The sequence below is a fragment of the Levilactobacillus tangyuanensis genome (assembly GCF_003946545.1).
Taxonomy (GTDB): Bacteria; Bacillota; Bacilli; order Lactobacillales; family Lactobacillaceae; genus Levilactobacillus; species Levilactobacillus tangyuanensis.
Genome location: NZ_RHOA01000008.1, coordinates 1 through 19923, shown reverse-complemented (window position 1 = coordinate 19923; position 19923 = coordinate 1). Strand labels below are relative to the sequence as shown.

The following is a 19923-nucleotide window of genomic DNA, read 5'->3' as shown; positions in this document are numbered from 1 at the left end:
GGCTAGTCCCTTTTCAATCGGGACTAGCCATTTTTTGATCATTCTATTCAATCGTTAAACACCGGTTACTCATGACGCTTGCGTGTGAATGGCCGCATCAGGGCAACCAAGAGAGCCAAGCCGATTACCGCTAGATAACCGCCATGTTTCTCATTCGTCTGTGGTAAGGTCATCCGTGCCTGCCGCCGCGTGGTCGAATCGTCTCGCGCCGACCGTGCCAATCGCGTCTGAGCACTCAGCGGATTCGTGTGGGCTTGAATCTCTTGGCCATCGTCGATGCCATCGCCATCCGTATCGGGCCGCAATGGGTTCGTGTGGTCCTTCAGTTCCTGACCATCACTCAGACCATCTCCGTCGGTGTCCGGTTTCAATGGATTCGTGCCGCGCTTGATTTCTTCGCCATCACTCACACCATCACCGTCCGTATCGGGCTTCAATGGGTTCGTCCCGCGCTTGATCTCTTCGCCATCACTAACACCATCGCCATCCGTATCGGCCTTCAGTGGATTCGTGCCGCGTTTGATTTCGTCGCCATCACTCACACCATCGCCATCCGTATCGGCCTTCAGTGGGTTCGTCCCACGCTTGAGCTCTTCACCATCGCTAACACCATCGCCATCCGTATCAGCCTTAGTTGGGTCGGTGCCATCCTTGATTTCATCCTCATCGCTGACGCCGTCACCATCCGTATCGACCGGTGCCGGACTGATTCGAACTTCCGGACGTAACGGATTCGTATGGTTTTTAACTTCATCACCATCGCTGATGCCATCGCCATCCGTGTCGGGATTCAAGGGATCGGTACCTAATTTGATTTCGTCGCCATCGTTTAGGCCATCGTCGTCCGTGTCAGCCTTGGTTGGATCGGTACCCGCCTTGACCTCGTCGCCGTCAGTGACACCATCACCATCGCTGTCGGGATTCAGTGGGTCGGTCTTATCGATTAACTCTTGATCGCTATTGACGCCATCCTGGTCTGGGTCAATGCCATAGTGGGTAAACACTGGCTCGCCTGAATCATCAAGGGTCACCACCGTTGCCCCGCCATCACCATCCGGCAGAATGGTCTTATCATTTGGATCAAGGGACTTCTCTGATCCGGCCTGACCTGGCTTGGTCTCCGTCACCGTTGACGTTCCGGCGTCTGGATCGTTGTTATAGACGGTTTGACTGTCATCATTCCATTGCTTGGTCACCTTCGTGACCTGACCGTTGGCGTCCTTCTCCGTAATGGTAACATTGCCCGCACCATCATCCGTCTTGCCTAAGACCGTCCAGGTACCTGGCAAAACCGTGACCTGGTAATTGGCATTGTTGCCAGTCCCGGTAATGGTGTACGTCCCAACTGTCGGAGCAGTCGGCGTCTGGTAGGCCAGCTTCAGGTCGGCAATGGTTTCCCCCGGTTTGAGGGTGCTGTCCTTAGCTAACGAGGCGCTATTATTCACAATTGCGGCATCATTATAGGTGGTTTGATTATCAACCTGAACCGTCACCTGACGAGGCGTCACCACCAGCGTGGCCGTAGCAAATGGCAGCAAGCTGTAGTTTGAATTGGCGGCACTCAGTATCGCTTGTGCCTTGTCAGTCAGTTGAATCCGATAGTTGCCACCGGCCTGAACATCGCTGGCCGAGACAACGCGATTATTATCCGCAAGATCCACAATCTCAAAGTATTCCTGGTGCTCATCAAGGCTACTGGTCGTTCCCGCAGTGAGCGTCCCCGTAAAGACCGGCATCTCACCATAGGTTGTGGTGACCTGGTTCAGCGTCACGTCACCGGTCGCCGGGGTCACGCTGAAAGTACTGCCATTCACGGTCACCAGGTAGTTCTTATCGTTTGCGACAGTCCCAGAAATGGTGTAGTCACCAACATTTTCGTCACCTGTGCGAGTCAAGCGAACGCCAAGAATGGCTGCCATATCGCCTCGCGGTAATTTCCCGCCATCCGAGATAACCGTGAATGATAACGCGGGATCGGCCTGACCGAAGACCTTGGTGGCCGGATTAATTTGAACCGTTACCGATCGCTGGGTAATCGTCAGGCGGCCGGACTTAACCGTAACGGTATAATTTGGATTCAACTTCAAAACCGCATCCGGTTCGGCGTCGGCAGCGATGGTGTACGTCCCAACATTTTCGCCGGTGGCTCGGACAAGTTCCACGCCCAGGTTGGACAACTGGTCGCCCTTGGCTAGGTTAGCCGCCAGATCGGCACTCAAAACGAGCGCTGGATCTTTATCCCCATAAACCTTAGAAACACTTTGGGCCGTCACCGTAATTGACCGCGGCTCTACCGTCAGCATGGCCGGCGTAATCGACGTGAAGTCATAGTTGGGATTGGCGGTGGTCAATTTGGCTTGGGATTGGGCGGTCAGTTGAATCCGATAACTGCCATTCGCCTGAACCTTGTCGGCCGTGACCACATTCCCGGTTGCCTCATCGATGATTTCAAAATCATCCTGTGGCAAGTCGCCTAGCTTCGGTCCGGTAACCGTGGCCGCAAACGTCGGATAAGTATCGCCATAAACCATGTTAGTGGCGACTACCGCAACGGTCCCGTTGGCCTTAGAAATCGTGAGCGTGCCCTTTAGAACGGTCACTTGATAGTTCTTAGAATCGGCGGTTCCCGTGATGTCATAACTCCCGACATCGGTTCCGGCGGCAGGCGTCAACGTCACGCCTAAGCTATCGAGCGTGTCCTTGCCATTGTCAACCAGGCCCTTGTCCGTCAGCACTGTAAAGGTCGGCGTAGGGGCTGGGTTACCAAAGACGCTCTTGTCGGAATTAACTTGGACCATGATGGGTTTCTTATTAATGGTGAAAATCCCCGGATTAACCTTAATCTGGTAGTTTGAATTCAGAACCGCTTGACTATCAAGATCAATCTTGTACGTGTCAACGTCTTCGCCGGCGACCCGGGTAAGTTCGATCCCCAGATCGGTCGCCGAATCACCCTTTCCTAGGGTTGTCGTAGGATCGATGATCCAGCTTAAGGTCGGATCCTCATCGCCGTAGGTTTTCTCGGCATTTTGACTATTCACCGTCAACGGCCGCGCCGTCACGGTCAGTTTGCCACTGTTAAAGGCCTTGAAGTCATAGTTGGGATTGGCTTTAGCTAAGTCCGCCTGGGCGGTTGCCGTCAAGCGAATCTCATAGGTCCCCTTGACCTGAACCTTGTCGGCCGTGACCACCTGGTTCGCAACCGTATCGTAGATTTCAAAATCATTCTGTGGGAGAGTGTCAAGGGTTGGGCCGCTAACAGATGCCGTAAAGACCGTCGTCTCACCATAGACCATCGTCGCGTCCTGCGCCGTTACACTAGCGTCGGCGGCCGTGATGGTGTCCGTGCCATCCACAAACGTCACAGCATAATTACTGTCAGCCGCAACCGTGCCTGTAATCGCGTGTTGACCAACATTTTCACTAGCGGCCGGCGTCTCATCGGCCGCCCGCGTTAAGGTCACCTTCAACGCATCTGGTGTCTCATTGAATGAGGTCCCATTGTCGTGGCCGTCCACGGTCGTCGGAATACTAAATGACAGAGCTGGATCGCCTTCACCATAGGTCCGCGTATCACTGGCGATCTTAACCGTGATGTCCTTTTTGGCAATGGTAAACGTCCCCGGGGTCACCGTCACATCGTAATTGGTTGTGGTGGCCTGCTTGAGGTCAATCTGGTAATCCCCCGCATTCTCGCCAGTCTTCCGTTTCAGGGTCACACCCAGATCGGCAAGCGAATCACCGTTGACCAATCCGCCATCTGAGTCACTGATAATGCTCAGCGGCTGGGGATCGCTATCGCCGTAGGTCTTGACATTGCCGCGCGCTGTCACCGTAATAGACCGCCGTATGACCGTCAGTTTCCCGGTTCCGAATGGCCCAAAGGTGTAGTTCGTATCTTTCGTCAATTTTGCCTGAGCATCCTTGGTGTAGCGAATGGTGTAAGCACCGCCAGCCTGCAGCTCATTGATTGGAACAACGGTGTCAGAACCGGCTGCAACAATCTCAAAGTCTTTCGGGTCAAGCGTCTGCTGTGAGGTCGTTACCTGACCATTACCATCGGTAATCGTTGAACTGCCCGTAATCGTTGGCCATTGTCCCTGGTCGCCGCCATAGACCATTGTGGTATTATTCACGGCGTCAGTCCTGGCCAAGGGATTAATCGTCAGCATGGCCGAGACATAGAATCCCGCATTAGCATTAGTACTCAGGCTCTTGAGGTAAGCCCGACCGCCATCTGGGCCGTCTGTTAAGTAAAAGAAGTAACTCCCCGCATCCGTTGGGGTTTGCAGGTGAACGTCTGGATTCTCGGTATTAACATAATAATAATAAGCCGGATTATCCAGCCCTTTTATTTGTTCGGCCGTGACCGGCCCAAAGTCCGAGCCAAAGCTCACATTAGGAAAACCAATTTCCCGGGGGTCCTTGTAATCTCGGCTCCACGAATCAAAGGTTGTCAGAAGCTTTTCGGCATCCTTATTGGTCGTGGTCAGGCTTGTCAGGTCCCCCTTGAAGGAAATCAACAGGTTCTTGACCGCTTCCAATGACGCATACCCATCCTGTCCATCTTGGTAAATCTGCGTCGGTACCGTTGCCGCCTCGGCGCTCTCAAAGGACGCCTTGGCCTTGGCGTTGGTATCGGACACCTGCGTATAAATGTCAACGACGGATGCCAGGAGCTTATCCGCTGAGGCCTTTTGATCAGCGGACAACCCGGATAAGCCAACAAAGGTATCGTATAAGTCTTGCGCCTGTGTGCGGTAACTCTCGGCCGTGCTTTGGTTAACCGCGGCCTGATTATCCCAGTAGGCTAAGGTTGCTTGAGTGGGCACCAGAATACTCCCACTGGCTTGCGCGGTGCCAGCATCCGTGGCATCGGTTGCCGCAGCATTTCCCACAGCTGACCAGGTATAATCGGCACTATCAATGCCGGTCTTACCGCCACTGGTAATGGCCTGGCCACCGTTCGTCAGTCCTTGGGCGTTGAGGGCATCGGCAATCGATTCCCCCGTCCCAACGGTCACCGTCACATTGACCGGCTGACCATCAACCGTCGTTCCCGTCGCGGTATAGTAATGGCCAATCGGATTGGCCTCATCCTTCGTGGTCGTTGAGGTGTCTCCGGTCTTCGCCACGTTAATTGGCAAATCGGCCTGAGCTTCCTTTTGATCACCAGTCGGCGCATCAATCACCATCTGTGTCGGCGTATACCCAGGGAACGAAACCAAGACGGGTTCCCCTTCAACGGCCACCACCGTCACGGGATCGACCCCGGCGATCGCTTGCTTCGTCGTCGCATCAACCGGAGTAACCGTTGCCTTGAACGCCAATCGGACTGGAACGGTCATCGACTGGTCATCCCCATCTTGAACGGTATAGCTATAGTACGTACTATCGGCCACGGTCTCGTCACTGGCATCCGCAATGGTGTGAACCGTACCGGTATTGTTGGCGACCACCTGACTGCCGTCGATCACATAAACATTGCCTGCCTTGTCACTAGGAATAACGGCAATCAACGATGGATCAAGGGTTGGATCGGCTGCTACCGCCCGCTTGGCCGCGTCCTGCGTAGAGAAAATGGAAATCGTGTCCCCAATGTTAGCAATTGCATTCACACTAGTATGGTTTAATCCGGCGGCGGATTCACCATTCGCCTTGTCCTCCAAGCTCACCGCCACCGAAATCGTCTTGGGTGTATAACTAAAGTTATCAATTTTAGCAGAATAATCGTTTAATTGGCCACCGGTCGAGGCCGATATGGACAGCGAATAGCCAGTCGATGTGTCGCTAATGGTCCGTGAGAAGGAATGCCCGTTTAATTTCACGGTTAATACTTTCGTCCCCGCATCATAGGTCATCTCAAAGTTGTTATCCGGTGTCGACGTCCGACTCAGTCCGAGACTGCTAGCCGCCACCCAATCACTACTTTTACTGACCGATTGTAAATGACCGTTACTGTCGGTGTAACGCCACCCCACGTAGGGATTGCGGCTCGGGTCGTTATAATTACCATTGTAGTATTCATCAAAGATGAACCCAAAGGCATTGGCCAGGCCGTTCAGGCCCAGTTGACCACCGGAGCCACCCTGCGTGGCCTTGCTCGGGTCACCCGGCGCAAAGATAAACCCGACGCTGTCGGCCCCGCCACTCTTTTGACTCCCGGCCCCTAAGGCACCCGACATGGTAAAGTTATGACTGAAATCGATTTCATGCTCAAATGAAACGTGTGCGGCCTGGTGACCCTTGACGCTAGTCGAATTCCCCGGCGATGAATAATAATCGTGTTCACCCATACTGGTCAACGTCACGCTGCCGTCGCTCCCAATCGTCTGGGTATGGGTGTTGTCCTTTTGATCATTGTCATTATCGTTCCCATCGCGGTCTTCCACGGTCGCCGTAAAGTGGTTGGCAATCTGATCTTGACTCAAATTAACCTGGGTCGTGTCCGCCCCGACATTAACAGGCTTGTCCTGCGACAGGACCGGATAGTCTCCCGACTTGCTAGTTGGATCAACGGTTGCGGATTCGGCTACCGGAGCCGTCTTTGCGGCCGATTGAGCACCCGTGACGGCCGGCGCTGCCGCTGGCTTCGCCACTGATGTCGCTGCCGGTGCTGCGCTGTTAACGGCTGGTTGCACAACCGACGTTGCTGGCGTTTCGGCCGCATGAGCATCGGTGGTGTTCACGCTTTCAGCAATGGCGACTGCGGAAAGACTCACTAGTAACGTGCCGAATACCCGCGTTTTTACCTTCCACCCGGTATGGCTCTTATATAAAACAATTGGATTCTTTGTCATTTGATTGGCTGTTCTTTGTCTCAAGGCTCAGATCTCCCTTAGGCTCCTCGGCACCGCCTACTATCCAGTAACCGAGTTCGCCTGCAATTTTTACTCACTTATGTTGACCGCTTTCCGGCGGTTAAACCCTCGGCAACCAGTTTCTTGGTTACCAGTTATGTAAATTACTTTTTTACCCTGTAGCCTAATTTATAGCCGAACCGGCTAAAACGTTGATATAGCGGTAATTTACTTCTATAAAAGTTTTTTCCGCTTGGCAATTAGAACGGACCGTAACCAAAATCGTGCTTGGCGACCCATTTGCAATAATCGCCGTCATACCAACGATTAGCCTGGAAAATTTAAAAAGATCCCCTTTGAATTAAGATTGTCACTGTTAACCAATAACACTATCCGTTCGCTAATGATTCACGATGCTGTTAGCGTTCTGCCAATCACTCGGCCTAAGTTCAGCGAGAAATATACATAAAATCAGGCTATTTGGCCCAACGCACGCAAGGAATGAGTCAGCGAACATCCCAGTTTCTTCGAGTTTGTTGAACTCTAACACTTCGTTCAGGCCAAGATTTTTCCAATTGTTTCGTCAACATTTACAATTTGGAATCCCTTGACACCAGCCTTTGAAGTACCAACAGTATAGTATCAGTCACCAATACATTCAAGGTGTTCACACTTAACATTCGATTAGTGTCACACCTATTACCACATGTAACATGAACTTTATACATTAGATGGTCGATTAACTGTATATTCGATTCTCAATCCCAAATGTTTTAACTGTAAACTTAATGGCTACAAAAGGGCTAGACCTGGATTGGCCTAGCCCTTTTCACATCGATGTCCGTCACCATCGTCCGCCTCATTCCCACCGGTCTTGGCAATCGCACACCAGTCGGTTATGCTAATCATTAACGAGTCCATGAAGGGAGCGCTACCCATGTTTCGTCAAATGCAATGCTTCATTGCGGTTGTCAAAAACCATAGTTATACCCAGGCAGCCATCGACTGTCATCTATCCCAATCGTCACTCTCCCAGCGGATCAAGGAGCTGCAAGCCAGTTTAGGCGTCACCCTGATCAAACGAAAGGGCCGAAGCTTCGAATTGACCGCGGCCGGCGACTATTTTTACCAGCATTCTCAGGCCATCCTGGAGCAGGTCGACCAACTCACCACGGAAACGCAGGCGATTGATACCGATACCGCCGGTGCGTATACCCTTAAACTAGGATATTTGCGGAAATTCGGGTCGCAAGAATTTCTCCAGGCCGTCGCCGAGTTCTCCCGTCAATTCCCCCAGGTAAAGGTCCAGATCCACAGCGACTCCTACGCCGAACTCTTTACGCAGGTGCGCGAGGGCCACATTGACCTAAACTTCTCCGACCAGCGTTATGAACTCTCGCCCGCCTTCGAGAATGAATTCCTGACGGCGGCCGATTACATGGTCGTGGTCGCCCCGACGGCCTTTCCCACCCATCAGTCCGTGATCGATACCACGGCACTCAAGGACCTCCCCTGCCTCCTCATTGTCGGCACCGACGAGTATGCCTCGGAGCAGAGCTATTATCGCGACGTCCTGGGCATTCAGAGTCCCTTTCAAATTGCCGCCAGCTTCGGCGCTGCCCAAATGTTAGCCGCGACCGGCCAGGGCTATATCGTTGTCAACAGTCTCACTGCCCAGCAGATTAATCCCAAGACCAATCGCGTCATCAAGCTGGTTGACCATGGTCGGGACCTAACCCAACATTACTATGCCTACTGGAAAAAGGATAATTCCGGCTACTACATTGAAACCTTCGCCCAAATTTTGAAAGACCAATTTAAATAGTCTTGCTTGGCCGCGACGCCTGTCGCGGCCTTTTTTGATCTAGCTCGCTTCAACCCTAGCGGCCCCACTCATCGTCTCAGCCGATGAGTTCAATCGTTAGACCGTATTGGTCTCCTGGCCCTAGCCATCTAAAATGGCCCTGTACCATTATTTAAGAAAGGGGCCTTAACATGCTGTCAACCACTGACACCCTGCTCGCGTCCAGTCGAGCCTTATCCGCGGCGCTTCGTCATCGAGACATCTGTTGGCTAAACCAACACTTGGCCAACACGGCCGAATGTCACTTCTCCCAGGCACGTCCCCAGAGTAAATACGACTGGATTGATGCCCTCCAGAATGGCGAGCTAAGTTATCGTCACCTGACGACGCCCATCATCACCAGGCTTCTCACCAACGTCGGGGAGGTTCAGCTGACCGCTACCAGCCAGTTAACCAACCAGCCGGCCCAAGAGGTCACCCTGCAACTCTCTTGGATCCTAGACGACTCTCAGTGGCAACTTTATCGGCAACTGGAACTATCGGAAAAACCGATTGATTGGATTCGATAGTGAAATTGGTTCCGTGACGTTCGCCAGGTAAGATTGAAATTGACTTAAAAAACAAAAGGAAGTGACCACGTGCTACTCTTACTATTTCCCATTGCCATGGGCGCCGGCCTAGCCATGCAAACGGCGGTCAACGCCAGACTGCGTGGCTTCGTCTCGTCGCCCTACCTATCGTCAGGCTTTTCATTTCTCATGGCCTGGCTATTCCTGCTGATTCTCAGCCTGGTCACCCACCAAGCGCTGATTATCCAACCGGCCTTTATCGCCAGTCACCCGGTCTGGCTTTGGTTAGGCGGCCTCTTCGGGGCAATCGCCCTAACCGGCAACGTGGTGTTATTCCAAAAGATTGGCAGTCTCCAAACCACAGTTCTACCGATCATGGGCCAAATCATAATGAGTGTCTTAATCGACCAATTCGGCTTATTCAAATCCCCCAACGCCCCCTTGACCCTCGCCAAAATTCTCGGCCTGTTGCTAATTATCGGCGGCGTCATCCTCTCGCTGGGACTCTTTGAACCACGCGATCCCCTGCTGAAGACCAACGGCCGTCAGCCTAAACAGGGATCACGGTTGTTCTATCAGGTCTTTGCGGTCATCGCCGGTATGCTGATGGCGATGCAAACGGCGATCAATGGCTTCCTAGGCGCCACCCTCCACTCACCCATCCACGCGGCCTTTATCTCGTTTACACTGGGCGTGCTGTGCTTGGTCCTGGTTAACCTCATTACCCGTGCTCGCCTGGCTAACTTTTCAGTAGCCTTTAAACAAGGTCCTCGTTATTGGTGGGTCTGGATTGTTGGCATCATTGGGGCCCTGTATGTTTTGTGCAGCTCCTGGCTGGTCCCCCTCATCGGGACGGGTCAGGTCGTCGTCCTCGCCCTGTTTGGCCAGTTGGTTTTTAGTGCCCTAGTGGAACATTTCGGCCTGTTTGGCTCACAAACGACCCCCATTAGTCGGTCAAAGATTGTTGGTTTAATCATCATGTTCGTTGGTGTTTTAGTCGTTAAATTTATAACATTTTAGGAGGAAAACTCACATGAAAAACGTGTTAATTTTAGGCGCATCCGGTTCAATTGCCACGCTGGTTACCCGTCAACTACTCGATGACTCTCGGGTTCATCTCACCCTGCTCGTTCGGCATCCCGACCATCTGGCCGACGACATTCGAAACGATAGCCGCGTCACCATCGTTGTGGCGGACGTCGTCAAGGACACCGCCACCCTGCTTGAGTCCGTCCGGGGCCAAGACCTCGTTTATGCCAATCTTTATGGCGCCAATCTCAAGCAACAAGGTCAGGCCGTCGTTGCTGCCATGACGACGGCCAAAGTTTCCCGAATTCTCTGGATTTCGGCTAATGGCATTTATAACGAAATTCCTGGAAAGTACGGCCAGTGGAACGCCCAAATGCTGGGCAGCACCTTGGACGCCTATGCCGCTGGGGCCAAGGCCATCGAATCCAGCAACCTGAAGTACACCATTGTCCGGCCGGCCTGGTTCTCCGACAAAGATGTCATCAGCTACGAGCTGACCCAAAAAGGCCAGGCGTTCAAAGGCACCGAGGTTTCACGTCAGAGCGTTGCCGCCTACCTAACATCCCTAATTCTCGATCCCAGCCAGGCCATCCGGCAATCGGTTGGGATTAACGAACCGGATACGGATGGCGCCAAACCTAGTTTCTACTAAAAAAGAAGGCTTACTTTTGAAAATTATGATTATTGGCGCTTATGGCCGTTTGGGCCAACGCGTCATGCATGTCGCGCTCAAGCGTGGCCACCAGATTATCGGCATCGCACACCACCAACATGCTAATCTGGCATCACCGGCTGTTATCATCAAAGACATGCTGGACCTAACGGCCGCCGACCTGACCAGTGTGGATGCCGTGGTCGATGCCGTTGGTGCGTGGACCCCGGCAACCGAGCGAATCCACTACGAAGGACTAGCGCACGTGGTTTCCTTACTCCGAGGAACAGCGATTCATTACCTCAAGGTCGGGGCCACGAGCACCCTTTTCATTGACGCTGACCATACCCATACGCTCCAAGAGCTGCCCCGTTATTATCCGGACTATATGCAGGATCTCTGCAACGCCCACGCCGAGGGCCTAGCCACGCTTCAAAGCTACCAGGATGTCAATTGGACCTACGTGACACCAACGTATAACTTTGACCCGGCCGGTAACAGTACCGGGACCTACCAGGTCGCCGGCGAAGAGTTCCATCCGGCCCACTCTCAGAATCCCGATGAGGGCCACAACGATTACATCACCTACGCCGACTATGCCAAAGGGATTCTCGATATCATCGAGGGTAACCTGTACCCTCGGCAACAGATAACCTTGTTCACAGGCGACAATCCCCACCCGACCCAACGTTATTGAGGTGACGACCTGCTTAAATAAATAAAGCAGGGCCCCGTAAATTCAAATTGAATTTACGGGGCCCTGTTTTAATGCTCTGCCGTATCCGGCACATATTTCAAAATATCGCCCGGTTGGCAATCCAACACCCGACAGATTTTTTCCAAGGTACTGAAGCGAATGGCCTTGGCCTTGCCCGTCTTCAGAATTGACAGGTTGGCCGGCGTAATGTCAATGGCCGCCGCCAACTCCTGGCTGCTGATATTGCGCTCCGCCATCACAACATTCAACGTTAGTTTAACCACCGAATCACTCCTTATACCGTCAAATCATTCTCAGTCTTAATGGCCATGGCGCGACTATACATCACGTAGATCACTTCCAGGACCACCACACCGACCAGGCTGTCGGCAACATCGGACCAGGTCTGGGCTAGGACACCGTTGTTGTAGCCGTCAAGCCAGGTGCTCGTGATCTGATTACCCCCAGCAATCAAGCTATTGCTAAGCACCATGTAGCATTCGGCATAAACCAACTTCCGCACCAGCTCAACGTTAGCCATGGAGAAGTAATCTGCTGCGGCCAAGTTCTTTAATAGTTTCCGTAAGGTGAGACAGAACCAAATCGCGGCGCCCATCATGATGGCCCCGCCGATCGCCATCAGTAACACATACGGCCAGTTAGGAAAGCTGGCAATCGTGCTGGCCGTGGGCCGATGACTCCCCGAATACCGTAAGAAACTCTCATTGGCCCACACGCTCCTGGCAACGTTCCCCTTGACGCCCCAATAGAGATACCCAATTGGCCATAAGAAACCTACGCTAGCAGCAACAATAATAAAGTTTGCTAAGATAACCACAACGTTAATGCCAACCTTCAACCATTTTGACATGTTATCCATCCCCGTCCTTTGTTCACTGTCGATAATAGCATATCGATAAACAATAATCAATGATTGAAATTCAATAATTAGACAAAAGTGATCACCGTCGATAGAATGACGGTGATCACTTTTGTCCGCAAGACGGCTAACGTTTAATCTGAAACTAATTCCGGTCATACGCCCAAACGGTAAGCGGGGCAAAAACGGCCACAACGACCAGGTCAAAGACGACCACCAGCAAGGCCTCGTGAGTCCAGCCACCCGTCGCCAAGATTTGCCGAATGGCGGTAATCACATAGGTCACGGGATTCAAGTTGGCGATGAACCGCAAGGGCTTGGTCAACGAGTGCAGGGGCACAAAGGCATTCGACATGAAGGACAAGACCAGCATGGTCATCAGTGAGACGCTTTGAACGGCGGCCGCACTCTTGGCCAACAGTCCCAGCAGGGCGAAGATCCAGGACAAGGCCCAGCCGGTAAAGATGGCCAGCAAACCAATCACCACGATCCATCCAAAGCCCACGGCCGGCCGCCAGCCCATGAGATACCCCGTGGTTAACGAGGTCACGGTGGCAATCAACAGCCGTAAACTATCGGCGAACAGTTGCCCCGCCAGCGGTGCAATATGGGCCATCGGCAACGACTTGAAGCGATCGAAGACGCCGGAGTCGAGGTCCTCTCTGATTTGAGCGCCCGACCCAGTCCCCGCCGACAGCATCGTTTGAATCAAGATTCCGGGAACGATGGTGGGCAGGTAGGCCTTCACGCCACCGGCAATCGCCCCACCAAATAGGTAGCCAAACATCAGCATGAACAGCACCGGTTGGATCACCACATCCATAAAGTTATCCGGGTTGTGAACGGTTTTTAATAGATTACGATAGGCCATCGTGGCGGTGTTCATCACCACATTACCCTTGTGCATTTGAACTTCCATCGAGCATCCCTCTTTCTTAATTCTTGCCAACGGTAAGATTCATGAAGACATCGTCCAACGATGGTTCTTGAATCGACAGATGATTAATCATGATTTTCGCTTGGTCCAAGGCCGCCAGGATTGGCGTCAGCTCGGCAACCTTACTGAGACTCACGCTCAGTTGTTGCCCGGTTTGCCGGACGGCTCCCGTGACCTGGGTAGCCAGGAGCTTCGCGGCCGCCGCGACCTGTGTCGCTTGGGTTACGGTGAAGCTGAGCTTGGAGCCACCTGCCTCGCGTTTGAGTTCGGCCGGCGTTCCCATTCTCACTAACTTACCATGATCGATGATCGCCAGGTTGTCGGCCAGTTGGTCGGCCTCCTCCAGGTATTGGGTGGTCAGCACAATCGTCGACCCCTGCTTCACCAGTTCACGAATCGTCGTCCACATCTGGGTCCGCGTCCGGGGGTCCAATCCGGTGGTGGGTTCATCTAAGAAGATTAACGTTGGTCGGGTAATCAGGCTTACCGCCAGGTCCAACCGCCGACGCATCCCACCGGAAAAATTTTTCAAGGCCTTGTCTGCAGAGTCTTCCAATGAAAATTCCTTGAGGAGTTCCGTGGTCCGTTCCTTGGCATCCGACCGCGATAGGCCGTTCAGCCGGGCGAAGATCATCAGGTTTTCTCGGGCCGAGATATCTTCATCGACGGAGGCGTATTGACCGGTCAGACCAAACATTGACCGGGCCAGTCGCCCTTCCTTCACCGTATCGTGGCCAAAAATCTTAACCTGCCCGGCGTCCGCCTTCAACAGGGTGGTAATCATCCGTAGCGTCGTGGTCTTCCCGGCCCCATTGGGTCCGAGTAACCCGAAGACTTCCCCGGGCCGGACGTTAAATGAGATGTCATCAACCACGGTCTTATCGCCAAATTTTTTTGTCAGATGACTGACTTCAATTGCATTCATATTCGTCATATTGGTTCCCTCTTCGTGTTCGCATTTTAATCAGGTCCCCCTGACTAAAATTATAATAAGGCCCCCTGATCAAATTGTCAATGATTTTATTCGCCGGGTCAATCCCACGGTTAACGATTGGCGAGTATAATGTAAATATGATTAGTCCTGGGACGATTTAACCCAGGATTACAGGAGGTTAGTCACATGCCAAATTTAGATAAACAGAAGAACGCAGCCGGTAAGCTGATTGAATTCGACATGGTCAGCCACACTGCCGACGAGCTCGCCCACCGCCACTCGGCCAAGGACGATCATCCGCTCCGCTTCCAAGGACAGGGGAAGATCCTATTGGCCCTCGCGCAAAGCGATGGCCTCTCACAGAAGGAGCTGGCGACCCGCCTGAACCTGGCCGTCCAGTCGACCGCCGAGTTTGTTAATAAACTGGTCAAAAAAGACTTGGTGACCAAGGAAAAGTCCTCGGCCGATCGGCGAAAGACCATCATTCGCCTGACTGACCTGGGCCGCGAGACTGCCGCGGCGGAAACGGCCAAGGTCCCTGCCTACCTCGAGGAGCTCACCGATACCGAGCTCGACCAACTCACCGCAATTCTGACGAAGATTAATCATCACCTTTATTCAGACATCGATCAGGCCAGCCCAACCTACGCCAATAAATTTCAGGAAACCGTGGCGGACCACCTGCGTGATTGGTTCATGTAGCTTTCAAATAGACGATAAAAGTACGGACAGCTCCTTCATGGGGCTGTCCGTATTTGCTTACACCAGTATTAGTCGTTCAGGTTGTTCATTTAGAAACCACCTTTAGGCATTCGTTTTATGTATCATAAATAATTTATTATAAGCATTTTACATGGTAATACGGCGGGTGTAATCTAGACAACAACCTAAACAAACAAGAGGGAGTCTTAAATTATGGAAAATATCACCTTTAACAACGGCGTCACCATGCCAATCCTGGGATACGGGACCTTTCAAACCCCACCCGAGGAAACCGAAAAGAATGTTGCCCAGGCCATCAAGATCGGCTACCGGAGTATCGATACGGCCCAGGTCTATGGGACCGAGACCGGTGTCGGCGCCGCCATCGCCAAGAGTGGCCTACCTCGTGACCAGTTCTTCGTCACCACCAAGACCCAAACCGATGGCTATGCCGCGACCGCGCAAGGCCTGGACGAGTCGCTAAAGCGGTTCGGCAGCGAATACTTCGACCTCGTCATCATTCACTGGCCAACCACCAATAGCCTCGAAACCTACCGTGCCTTGGAGGATGCCTACCAGGCGGGCAAGGTTCGCGCGATTGGCCTCAGTAACTTCAATGCTACCCAGGTCGACCAGGTCCTGGCGCATGCCCACATTAAGCCCGTCATCGACCAGATTGAGACCCACCTCTTCTGGCAACAGGCTAAGATGCATCCCTATCTGCTCGACCACGATATCATCCATGAATCCTGGGCGCCACTCGGTGAAAACTTTGGCCGCGAAATGATGACCCTGCCGGCCGTCGCCGCCCTGGCCGAAAAGTACCAGGTCACTCCCGCACAAGTCCTGCTGCGCTGGTTGACCCAACAGGGAATCGTCACCATCCCTAAATCAACGAACATTGACCACGTGGCCTCTAACTTTGCGGCCACCGAGTTCAATTTAACTTCTGCCGAAATCGACAGTCTCCGGCAATTCGACCGACACCATTCCATCAAGGACTGGCCTAAGTCCATGGCCGAAGACCAGTATTAACGAGCCTGGTTCGGCCAATTATCCGTGGTATTATGACTCTAGAAAAAATGGTGTTGACGGCCACCTCGTCAACACCATTTTTATACCCTATCAGGGGGTAACGTTAACGCCCCCTGTCCTATTCCCCAAAAATAATGGCGAGCAGAATCATCCCCATGCCACCCAGTACAAAGACGAACAAGCCGTAGGCGACAAGCAGACACCCGATGATACCGACGCGATGTTGGGCCAGCTTGATCGAAATATAATCGCCCCATGCCAGTAACGACGCGCCATACAAGCCAAACCCCCAATCATGCAATTTAGTCAGGCTCAAAAAGACCATTCCCGCCGTAAATAACACGAGGCCTGTGATGGGCATCACTCGATTAACCGCAGTCGGCGTGTACGTTCGACTGTATCGTTCCGAAAGTTTTCGATACCATTCCATACGCTCACCCTATTTTATGGGTAATCCCGGGTCCCTGACCGTGGGATACGGCTTACCCAATCCCTTTGACCTCATTGTAGCCACTCGGCCGGACAGGCCAAGATTATCGCGGTAAACTTCAGGGTTAGTCTCACTGAACTAATTATTCTAGGTTTATTTTTCCTGTTGGGATTAATCAAAGGTATCGCGAACTTCCCTAATACACGCCACGACTTTCTAACCGGTAGTCTCGCAAAAAATAAGCCTGATATCTGAGGGACAAACCGGATTTCTCCCTTAGACCAACAAAAATAGGCCACTGATTTTTATCAGCAGCCCACCACTTGTGACACGCTATTCTTCTAGCTCAAGAATCTGGTAATCGTAGCCCAAGTTCTTAACGAACTGCAGGACATCATCACTGCCGACAAAAATTGTGCTGGTATTGATGTTGGGATGAAAACTCATGCGAGGCTCACTCAAGATCGCCTTATCAAAATAAACCTTCACGTCGTGGTCTTGATTGTTCAGCAAGCCAAAGATAGAAACGATGCCCGGTTCCAAGCCAAGCTTCTCAAAAAGTAAGTCATCATGTCCCATCTTGGGCCGCTTAGCACCCGTAAGCTCTTCAAATTCATGAAAATCTAGTCGTTTACCATCATCCATGACTAGTAAGTAACACGCCGTCTTTTTCTTATTAGTCAGAAACATGGTCTTGGTGTGGACACCCTCAATTCCCTCAATGAAGTGATCGGCCTCCTCGGTGGTATGGGCGACCGGGTGATGAACGATCTGATACGCAATCGACATCTTGTTTAGTGCTTCCTCAACTTGCTTGGCTGGATCCATAATTATCATCCCTTCAAATTCAATACGCCATGACTTAATTGGCTACTCATAGCCTATCCAAATGTCTCAAGAATATTCTTGGCGATCTCGGAGGCATGGCTTTCAAGCGCAAAGTGCCCACTATCGACTGACTTAATCACCACATGCGGATCGTCCTTGGCGAAGGCCTTCGCCCCAGGGAAAATAAACGAGGGATCATTTTTTCCCCAAATCGCCAATAATTTAGGCTGATTTTCCCGGAGGTACTTCTGGAAGATTGGGTATCGATTAATATTGTTCTGATAATCAAAAATCAAATCCAATTGGTTATCGGCGTAGTTGGGATTCTGAGTATAGGCGATGTCTAACGTGTAGCCATCGGGACCAACACTGTTGGCTGGCGTGCCCGTCAAATACTGACTCTTGATGGTTTCTGGTGCAAACGCCTGTCGATAACTGGCCCGCTTTTCGGGTGTGGGCTTATTCCAGAAGTCTTGCCGAGTGGCCCACTTTTGCCCTAATCCCTCGCGATAAACATTGCCGTTTTGGCTAACAATACCGCGAATCCACTCCGGATGAGCCGCAGCAATCTGAAACCCAATCGGTGCGCCGTAATCAAACACATACATGTAGAACGGGTTCAGGTCTAAAGCTTCAATAAAGTCCGTCATAATCTCAGAAAGATGCTCAAACGTGTAAGTAAAATCTTCATGATTGGGCATACTGGACTGCCCGAACCCCGGGTAATCCGGTGCGATCAAGTGAAAATCATTCTCTAAAAGTGGCATCAAGTCTCTAAACATGTGACTAGCAGAAGGAAAGCCATGCAGGAGCAGCATGGTCGGCTTTTCCGGGTCACCAGCCTCTCGATAGAAGATGTTCAATTTATCTAATTGTAACGTGTGAAAACTGGTCATCATCACAACCCCCTTAGTTTTTCATCATTGGTCGTCAGCAAGCTCGTCATCGCGGGCTTGTCGGTGCCTAGTTTATCCGTGGTAAAGCTTCCCCACGCCTCAAGGCACTGATTCGCCGTCTTTAGAAATGGCGCGCTTGCCGGTAATAAATCGATGGTTGCCGACTTACCCTCGAGGTACATGCTGATGTAACCCATCTTCGCCAGCTTCTGAGCCATCCGATAGAGTGACGAGCGTTCATACCCCAGGGTCTCGGCGAGCTGGCTGACGGTCTGGGGATGTTGATCCTCCATGGCCATCATTAAATATGAATAGGCGGGCCGCATACCAGTCGGTTCAAAAAATTTATTAGCCACCACTTCAGCCGTACGCATGTAACGTGCCGCAGTAAAGTAGGCACAGGTTTCATAAAAATGATGACTCAAGTCGATCGTCCCCTTTATCGTGTACATACACTATATAATTAAAATTGGTTGAAGTCAAATTTATTTTTACTGTTTTGGGCTCCCAAATCGTACCCAATCATAGACACTAAGAGAGTGGAAATGTTGTGGGCCTGACAATGCCATCTAGGTCTTTTAGATAAACAAAAACCCTTTCGATACGATTTCTTTGGCTGGTAGCCACTGAGTCGTATCAAAAGGGTTTTATTGATTAAACTTTGTTAACCTTGATGCCCGTTCAAGTAATTGACTACGTCGCGTCCCAGCCGGTTCATCCCCCGGTACTGTTGGGCCTGATTTCCCTGCTGAGCCATCACCACGATGGTGTAGACGCCGTGCTTTGTCCGAAACAGACTGGCATCGTTTTGGACACCCTTGGCCGGATACTCGCCGGTCTTGTTGAAGACCGTGGCGTGCTTCACGAGCTTCGGCAGCTTGGAATGGTTGCGACAGTGCCGCAGCAATGTCAGCATGCGATTATCATACGTCTTGCCCAACAATTGATGACGGTAGGTCTTACCGAGAAATTGGGTCAGATCGGCCACCGACGTATAGTTGTCGTGTCCCTTGGCCAGCGCTCGCGGGTCTAACATGTAGCGCCGTAGATGTGAATGCGTAAAGCCATAGTGTTTCATCGTTTGATTGACCCGTTTGAAGCCACCCAACTTGTGAATCAATCGGTTAGTCGCCGCGTTATCTGAATTGTGGATCATCCGCTTAAGGTCGGTCTTGGTGGCCGCCGTCAGCTTCAGCTTATGTTGCTGAGCGCGCTTAAAAATTGTGAGCATCACGAACACCTTGATGGTGCTGGCCGAACGTTGGCCCCGGACCCGCTGATTACCCGTGGTCACCGCCAATGGCCGCTGACCCAACCGGGTCACCTTGACCGACCACCGACCATGAGCGGCCTTCATATCACGTTTGGCAATTTTTTGAATGGCTGCTGGTTGAGCGGCCGTCGCCTTGGCCTGAACCACCGTTGCCGGCCACAACAAAACAGCTAGCAACATGACTAGTAACCCTAATCTTAATCGTCTCATGAATTTACTCCTAACGAGAATACCGGGACCCGTCATCGTTTGGCACCACGGATTCAATTGGGTACCCGCGCCACCAACCAAGCCTTCAATATTCTCAGCCAACTTTCTGCAGTAATTGTGTCCAATTAGCTATGTATGATGGCTTAAGTATAGGTGAATAATTAATGAACGAGTGTTTAAATAATTATGTGTAAATAGAAAAATAAGCAATTGAAAAGGGAAAGCCTCTCCCTTATGATAGTTAGCA

17 protein-coding genes are annotated in these 19923 nt (G+C 51.8%); 7 read left to right on the top strand and 10 right to left on the bottom strand.

Annotation, left to right across the window (positions count from 1 at the left end):
- Positions 1-65: 65 nt before the first annotated feature.
- Positions 66-6824 carry an MBG domain-containing protein gene (locus tag EKM96_RS06765; RefSeq protein WP_125641588.1) on the bottom strand — a complete coding sequence of 2253 codons (6759 nt, stop codon included), beginning with the start codon at positions 6822-6824 and terminating at the stop codon, positions 66-68.
- A gap of 913 nt (positions 6825-7737) precedes the next feature.
- Here EKM96_RS06765 and EKM96_RS06760 point away from each other — a divergent pair.
- The 5 genes from EKM96_RS06760 (at position 7738) to EKM96_RS06740 (ending at position 11551) form a co-directional block, all read left to right on the top strand.
- A complete protein-coding gene (locus EKM96_RS06760) occupies positions 7738-8625 on the top strand; it encodes a LysR family transcriptional regulator (RefSeq protein WP_125641585.1) in 888 nt (295 codons plus the stop codon).
- A 170-nt stretch (positions 8626-8795) separates the two neighbouring features.
- The gene (locus EKM96_RS06755) at positions 8796-9173 is read left to right on the top strand and encodes a hypothetical protein (protein WP_125641582.1); all 378 of its coding nucleotides are present in this window, start codon (positions 8796-8798) and stop codon (positions 9171-9173) included.
- A 69-nt stretch (positions 9174-9242) separates the two neighbouring features.
- Positions 9243-10193, top strand: coding sequence for a DMT family transporter (locus EKM96_RS06750; RefSeq protein ID WP_225417663.1), 951 nt, complete (start codon positions 9243-9245; stop codon positions 10191-10193).
- 13 nt (positions 10194-10206) lie between these two features.
- Positions 10207-10854, top strand: coding sequence for an NAD(P)H-binding protein (locus EKM96_RS06745; protein WP_125641579.1), 648 nt, complete (start codon positions 10207-10209; stop codon positions 10852-10854).
- A 25-nt stretch (positions 10855-10879) separates the two neighbouring features.
- Positions 10880-11551: an NAD(P)-dependent oxidoreductase gene (locus tag EKM96_RS06740; RefSeq protein WP_225417692.1), complete on the top strand. Its 672-nt coding sequence runs from the start codon at positions 10880-10882 to the stop codon at positions 11549-11551.
- Between the two features lie 68 nt (positions 11552-11619).
- On the opposite strand, the gene EKM96_RS06735 is transcribed toward EKM96_RS06740, so the two are convergent.
- The 4 genes from EKM96_RS06735 to EKM96_RS06720 form a co-directional block, all read right to left on the bottom strand.
- On the bottom strand, positions 11620-11835 hold the full coding sequence (locus EKM96_RS06735; protein WP_164510992.1) for a helix-turn-helix domain-containing protein: 216 nt from the start codon (positions 11833-11835) through the stop codon (positions 11620-11622).
- An 11-nt stretch (positions 11836-11846) separates the two neighbouring features.
- The gene (locus EKM96_RS06730; RefSeq protein WP_164510991.1) at positions 11847-12422 is read right to left on the bottom strand and encodes a DUF2975 domain-containing protein; all 576 of its coding nucleotides are present in this window, start codon (positions 12420-12422) and stop codon (positions 11847-11849) included.
- A 154-nt stretch (positions 12423-12576) separates the two neighbouring features.
- Positions 12577-13350 carry an ABC transporter permease gene (locus tag EKM96_RS06725; protein ID WP_125641571.1) on the bottom strand — a complete coding sequence of 258 codons (774 nt, stop codon included), beginning with the start codon at positions 13348-13350 and terminating at the stop codon, positions 12577-12579.
- A gap of 16 nt (positions 13351-13366) precedes the next feature.
- Positions 13367-14302 carry an ATP-binding cassette domain-containing protein gene (locus EKM96_RS06720; RefSeq protein WP_125641569.1) on the bottom strand — a complete coding sequence of 312 codons (936 nt, stop codon included), beginning with the start codon at positions 14300-14302 and terminating at the stop codon, positions 13367-13369.
- 186 nt (positions 14303-14488) lie between these two features.
- Here EKM96_RS06720 and EKM96_RS06715 point away from each other — a divergent pair, with 186 nt between their 5' ends.
- Together EKM96_RS06715 and EKM96_RS06710 are read left to right on the top strand one after the other, a co-directional pair.
- Entirely contained in the window at positions 14489-15004 is a 516-nt protein-coding gene (locus EKM96_RS06715; RefSeq protein WP_125641566.1) for a MarR family winged helix-turn-helix transcriptional regulator, read from the top strand.
- 213 nt (positions 15005-15217) lie between these two features.
- Positions 15218-16039: an aldo/keto reductase gene (locus EKM96_RS06710; protein ID WP_125641564.1), complete on the top strand. Its 822-nt coding sequence runs from the start codon at positions 15218-15220 to the stop codon at positions 16037-16039.
- 118 nt (positions 16040-16157) lie between these two features.
- On the opposite strand, the gene EKM96_RS06705 is transcribed toward EKM96_RS06710, so the two are convergent.
- The 5 genes from EKM96_RS06705 to EKM96_RS06685 all read right to left on the bottom strand — a co-directional run bounded on the left by EKM96_RS06705 (position 16158) and on the right by EKM96_RS06685 (position 19676).
- Positions 16158-16469 carry a hypothetical protein gene (locus EKM96_RS06705; protein WP_125641561.1) on the bottom strand — a complete coding sequence of 104 codons (312 nt, stop codon included), beginning with the start codon at positions 16467-16469 and terminating at the stop codon, positions 16158-16160.
- Positions 16470-16802: 333 nt separating this feature from the next.
- A complete protein-coding gene (locus EKM96_RS06700; RefSeq protein ID WP_125641795.1) occupies positions 16803-17297 on the bottom strand; it encodes a prolyl-tRNA synthetase associated domain-containing protein in 495 nt (164 codons plus the stop codon).
- Between the two features lie 53 nt (positions 17298-17350).
- Positions 17351-18196, bottom strand: a complete 846-nt coding sequence (locus EKM96_RS06695; RefSeq protein ID WP_225417661.1) for an alpha/beta fold hydrolase — start codon at positions 18194-18196, stop codon at positions 17351-17353.
- Entirely contained in the window at positions 18196-18618 is a 423-nt protein-coding gene (locus EKM96_RS06690; protein WP_164510990.1) for a MarR family transcriptional regulator, read from the bottom strand. Before EKM96_RS06690 ends, EKM96_RS06695 begins: the two co-directional genes overlap by 1 nt.
- A gap of 239 nt (positions 18619-18857) precedes the next feature.
- Positions 18858-19676: a serine hydrolase gene (locus EKM96_RS06685; protein WP_125641555.1), complete on the bottom strand. Its 819-nt coding sequence runs from the start codon at positions 19674-19676 to the stop codon at positions 18858-18860.
- Between the last annotated feature and the right edge of the window lie 247 nt (positions 19677-19923).

What these genes read in the sequence shown, in the direction of transcription:
- EKM96_RS06745 (WP_125641579.1), top strand. Translation starts at nt 10,207, where the DNA reads ATGAAAAACGTGTTAATTTTAGGCGCATCCGGTTCAATTGCCACGCTG.
- EKM96_RS06755 (WP_125641582.1), top strand. Translation starts at nt 8,796, where the DNA reads ATGCTGTCAACCACTGACACCCTGCTCGCGTCCAGTCGAGCCTTATCC.
- EKM96_RS06720 (WP_125641569.1), bottom strand. Translation starts at nt 14,302, where the DNA reads ATGACGAATATGAATGCAATTGAAGTCAGTCATCTGACAAAAAAATTT.
- EKM96_RS06700 (WP_125641795.1), bottom strand. Translation starts at nt 17,297, where the DNA reads ATGGATCCAGCCAAGCAAGTTGAGGAAGCACTAAACAAGATGTCGATT.
- EKM96_RS06730 (WP_164510991.1), bottom strand. Translation starts at nt 12,422, where the DNA reads ATGTCAAAATGGTTGAAGGTTGGCATTAACGTTGTGGTTATCTTAGCA.
- EKM96_RS06740 (WP_225417692.1), top strand. Translation starts at nt 10,880, where the DNA reads ATGATTATTGGCGCTTATGGCCGTTTGGGCCAACGCGTCATGCATGTC.
- EKM96_RS06695 (WP_225417661.1), bottom strand. Translation starts at nt 18,196, where the DNA reads ATGATGACCAGTTTTCACACGTTACAATTAGATAAATTGAACATCTTC.
- EKM96_RS06705 (WP_125641561.1), bottom strand. Translation starts at nt 16,469, where the DNA reads ATGGAATGGTATCGAAAACTTTCGGAACGATACAGTCGAACGTACACG.
- EKM96_RS06710 (WP_125641564.1), top strand. Translation starts at nt 15,218, where the DNA reads ATGGAAAATATCACCTTTAACAACGGCGTCACCATGCCAATCCTGGGA.
- EKM96_RS06715 (WP_125641566.1), top strand. Translation starts at nt 14,489, where the DNA reads ATGCCAAATTTAGATAAACAGAAGAACGCAGCCGGTAAGCTGATTGAA.
- EKM96_RS06760 (WP_125641585.1), top strand. Translation starts at nt 7,738, where the DNA reads ATGTTTCGTCAAATGCAATGCTTCATTGCGGTTGTCAAAAACCATAGT.
- EKM96_RS06685 (WP_125641555.1), bottom strand. Translation starts at nt 19,676, where the DNA reads ATGAGACGATTAAGATTAGGGTTACTAGTCATGTTGCTAGCTGTTTTG.
- EKM96_RS06725 (WP_125641571.1), bottom strand. Translation starts at nt 13,350, where the DNA reads ATGGAAGTTCAAATGCACAAGGGTAATGTGGTGATGAACACCGCCACG.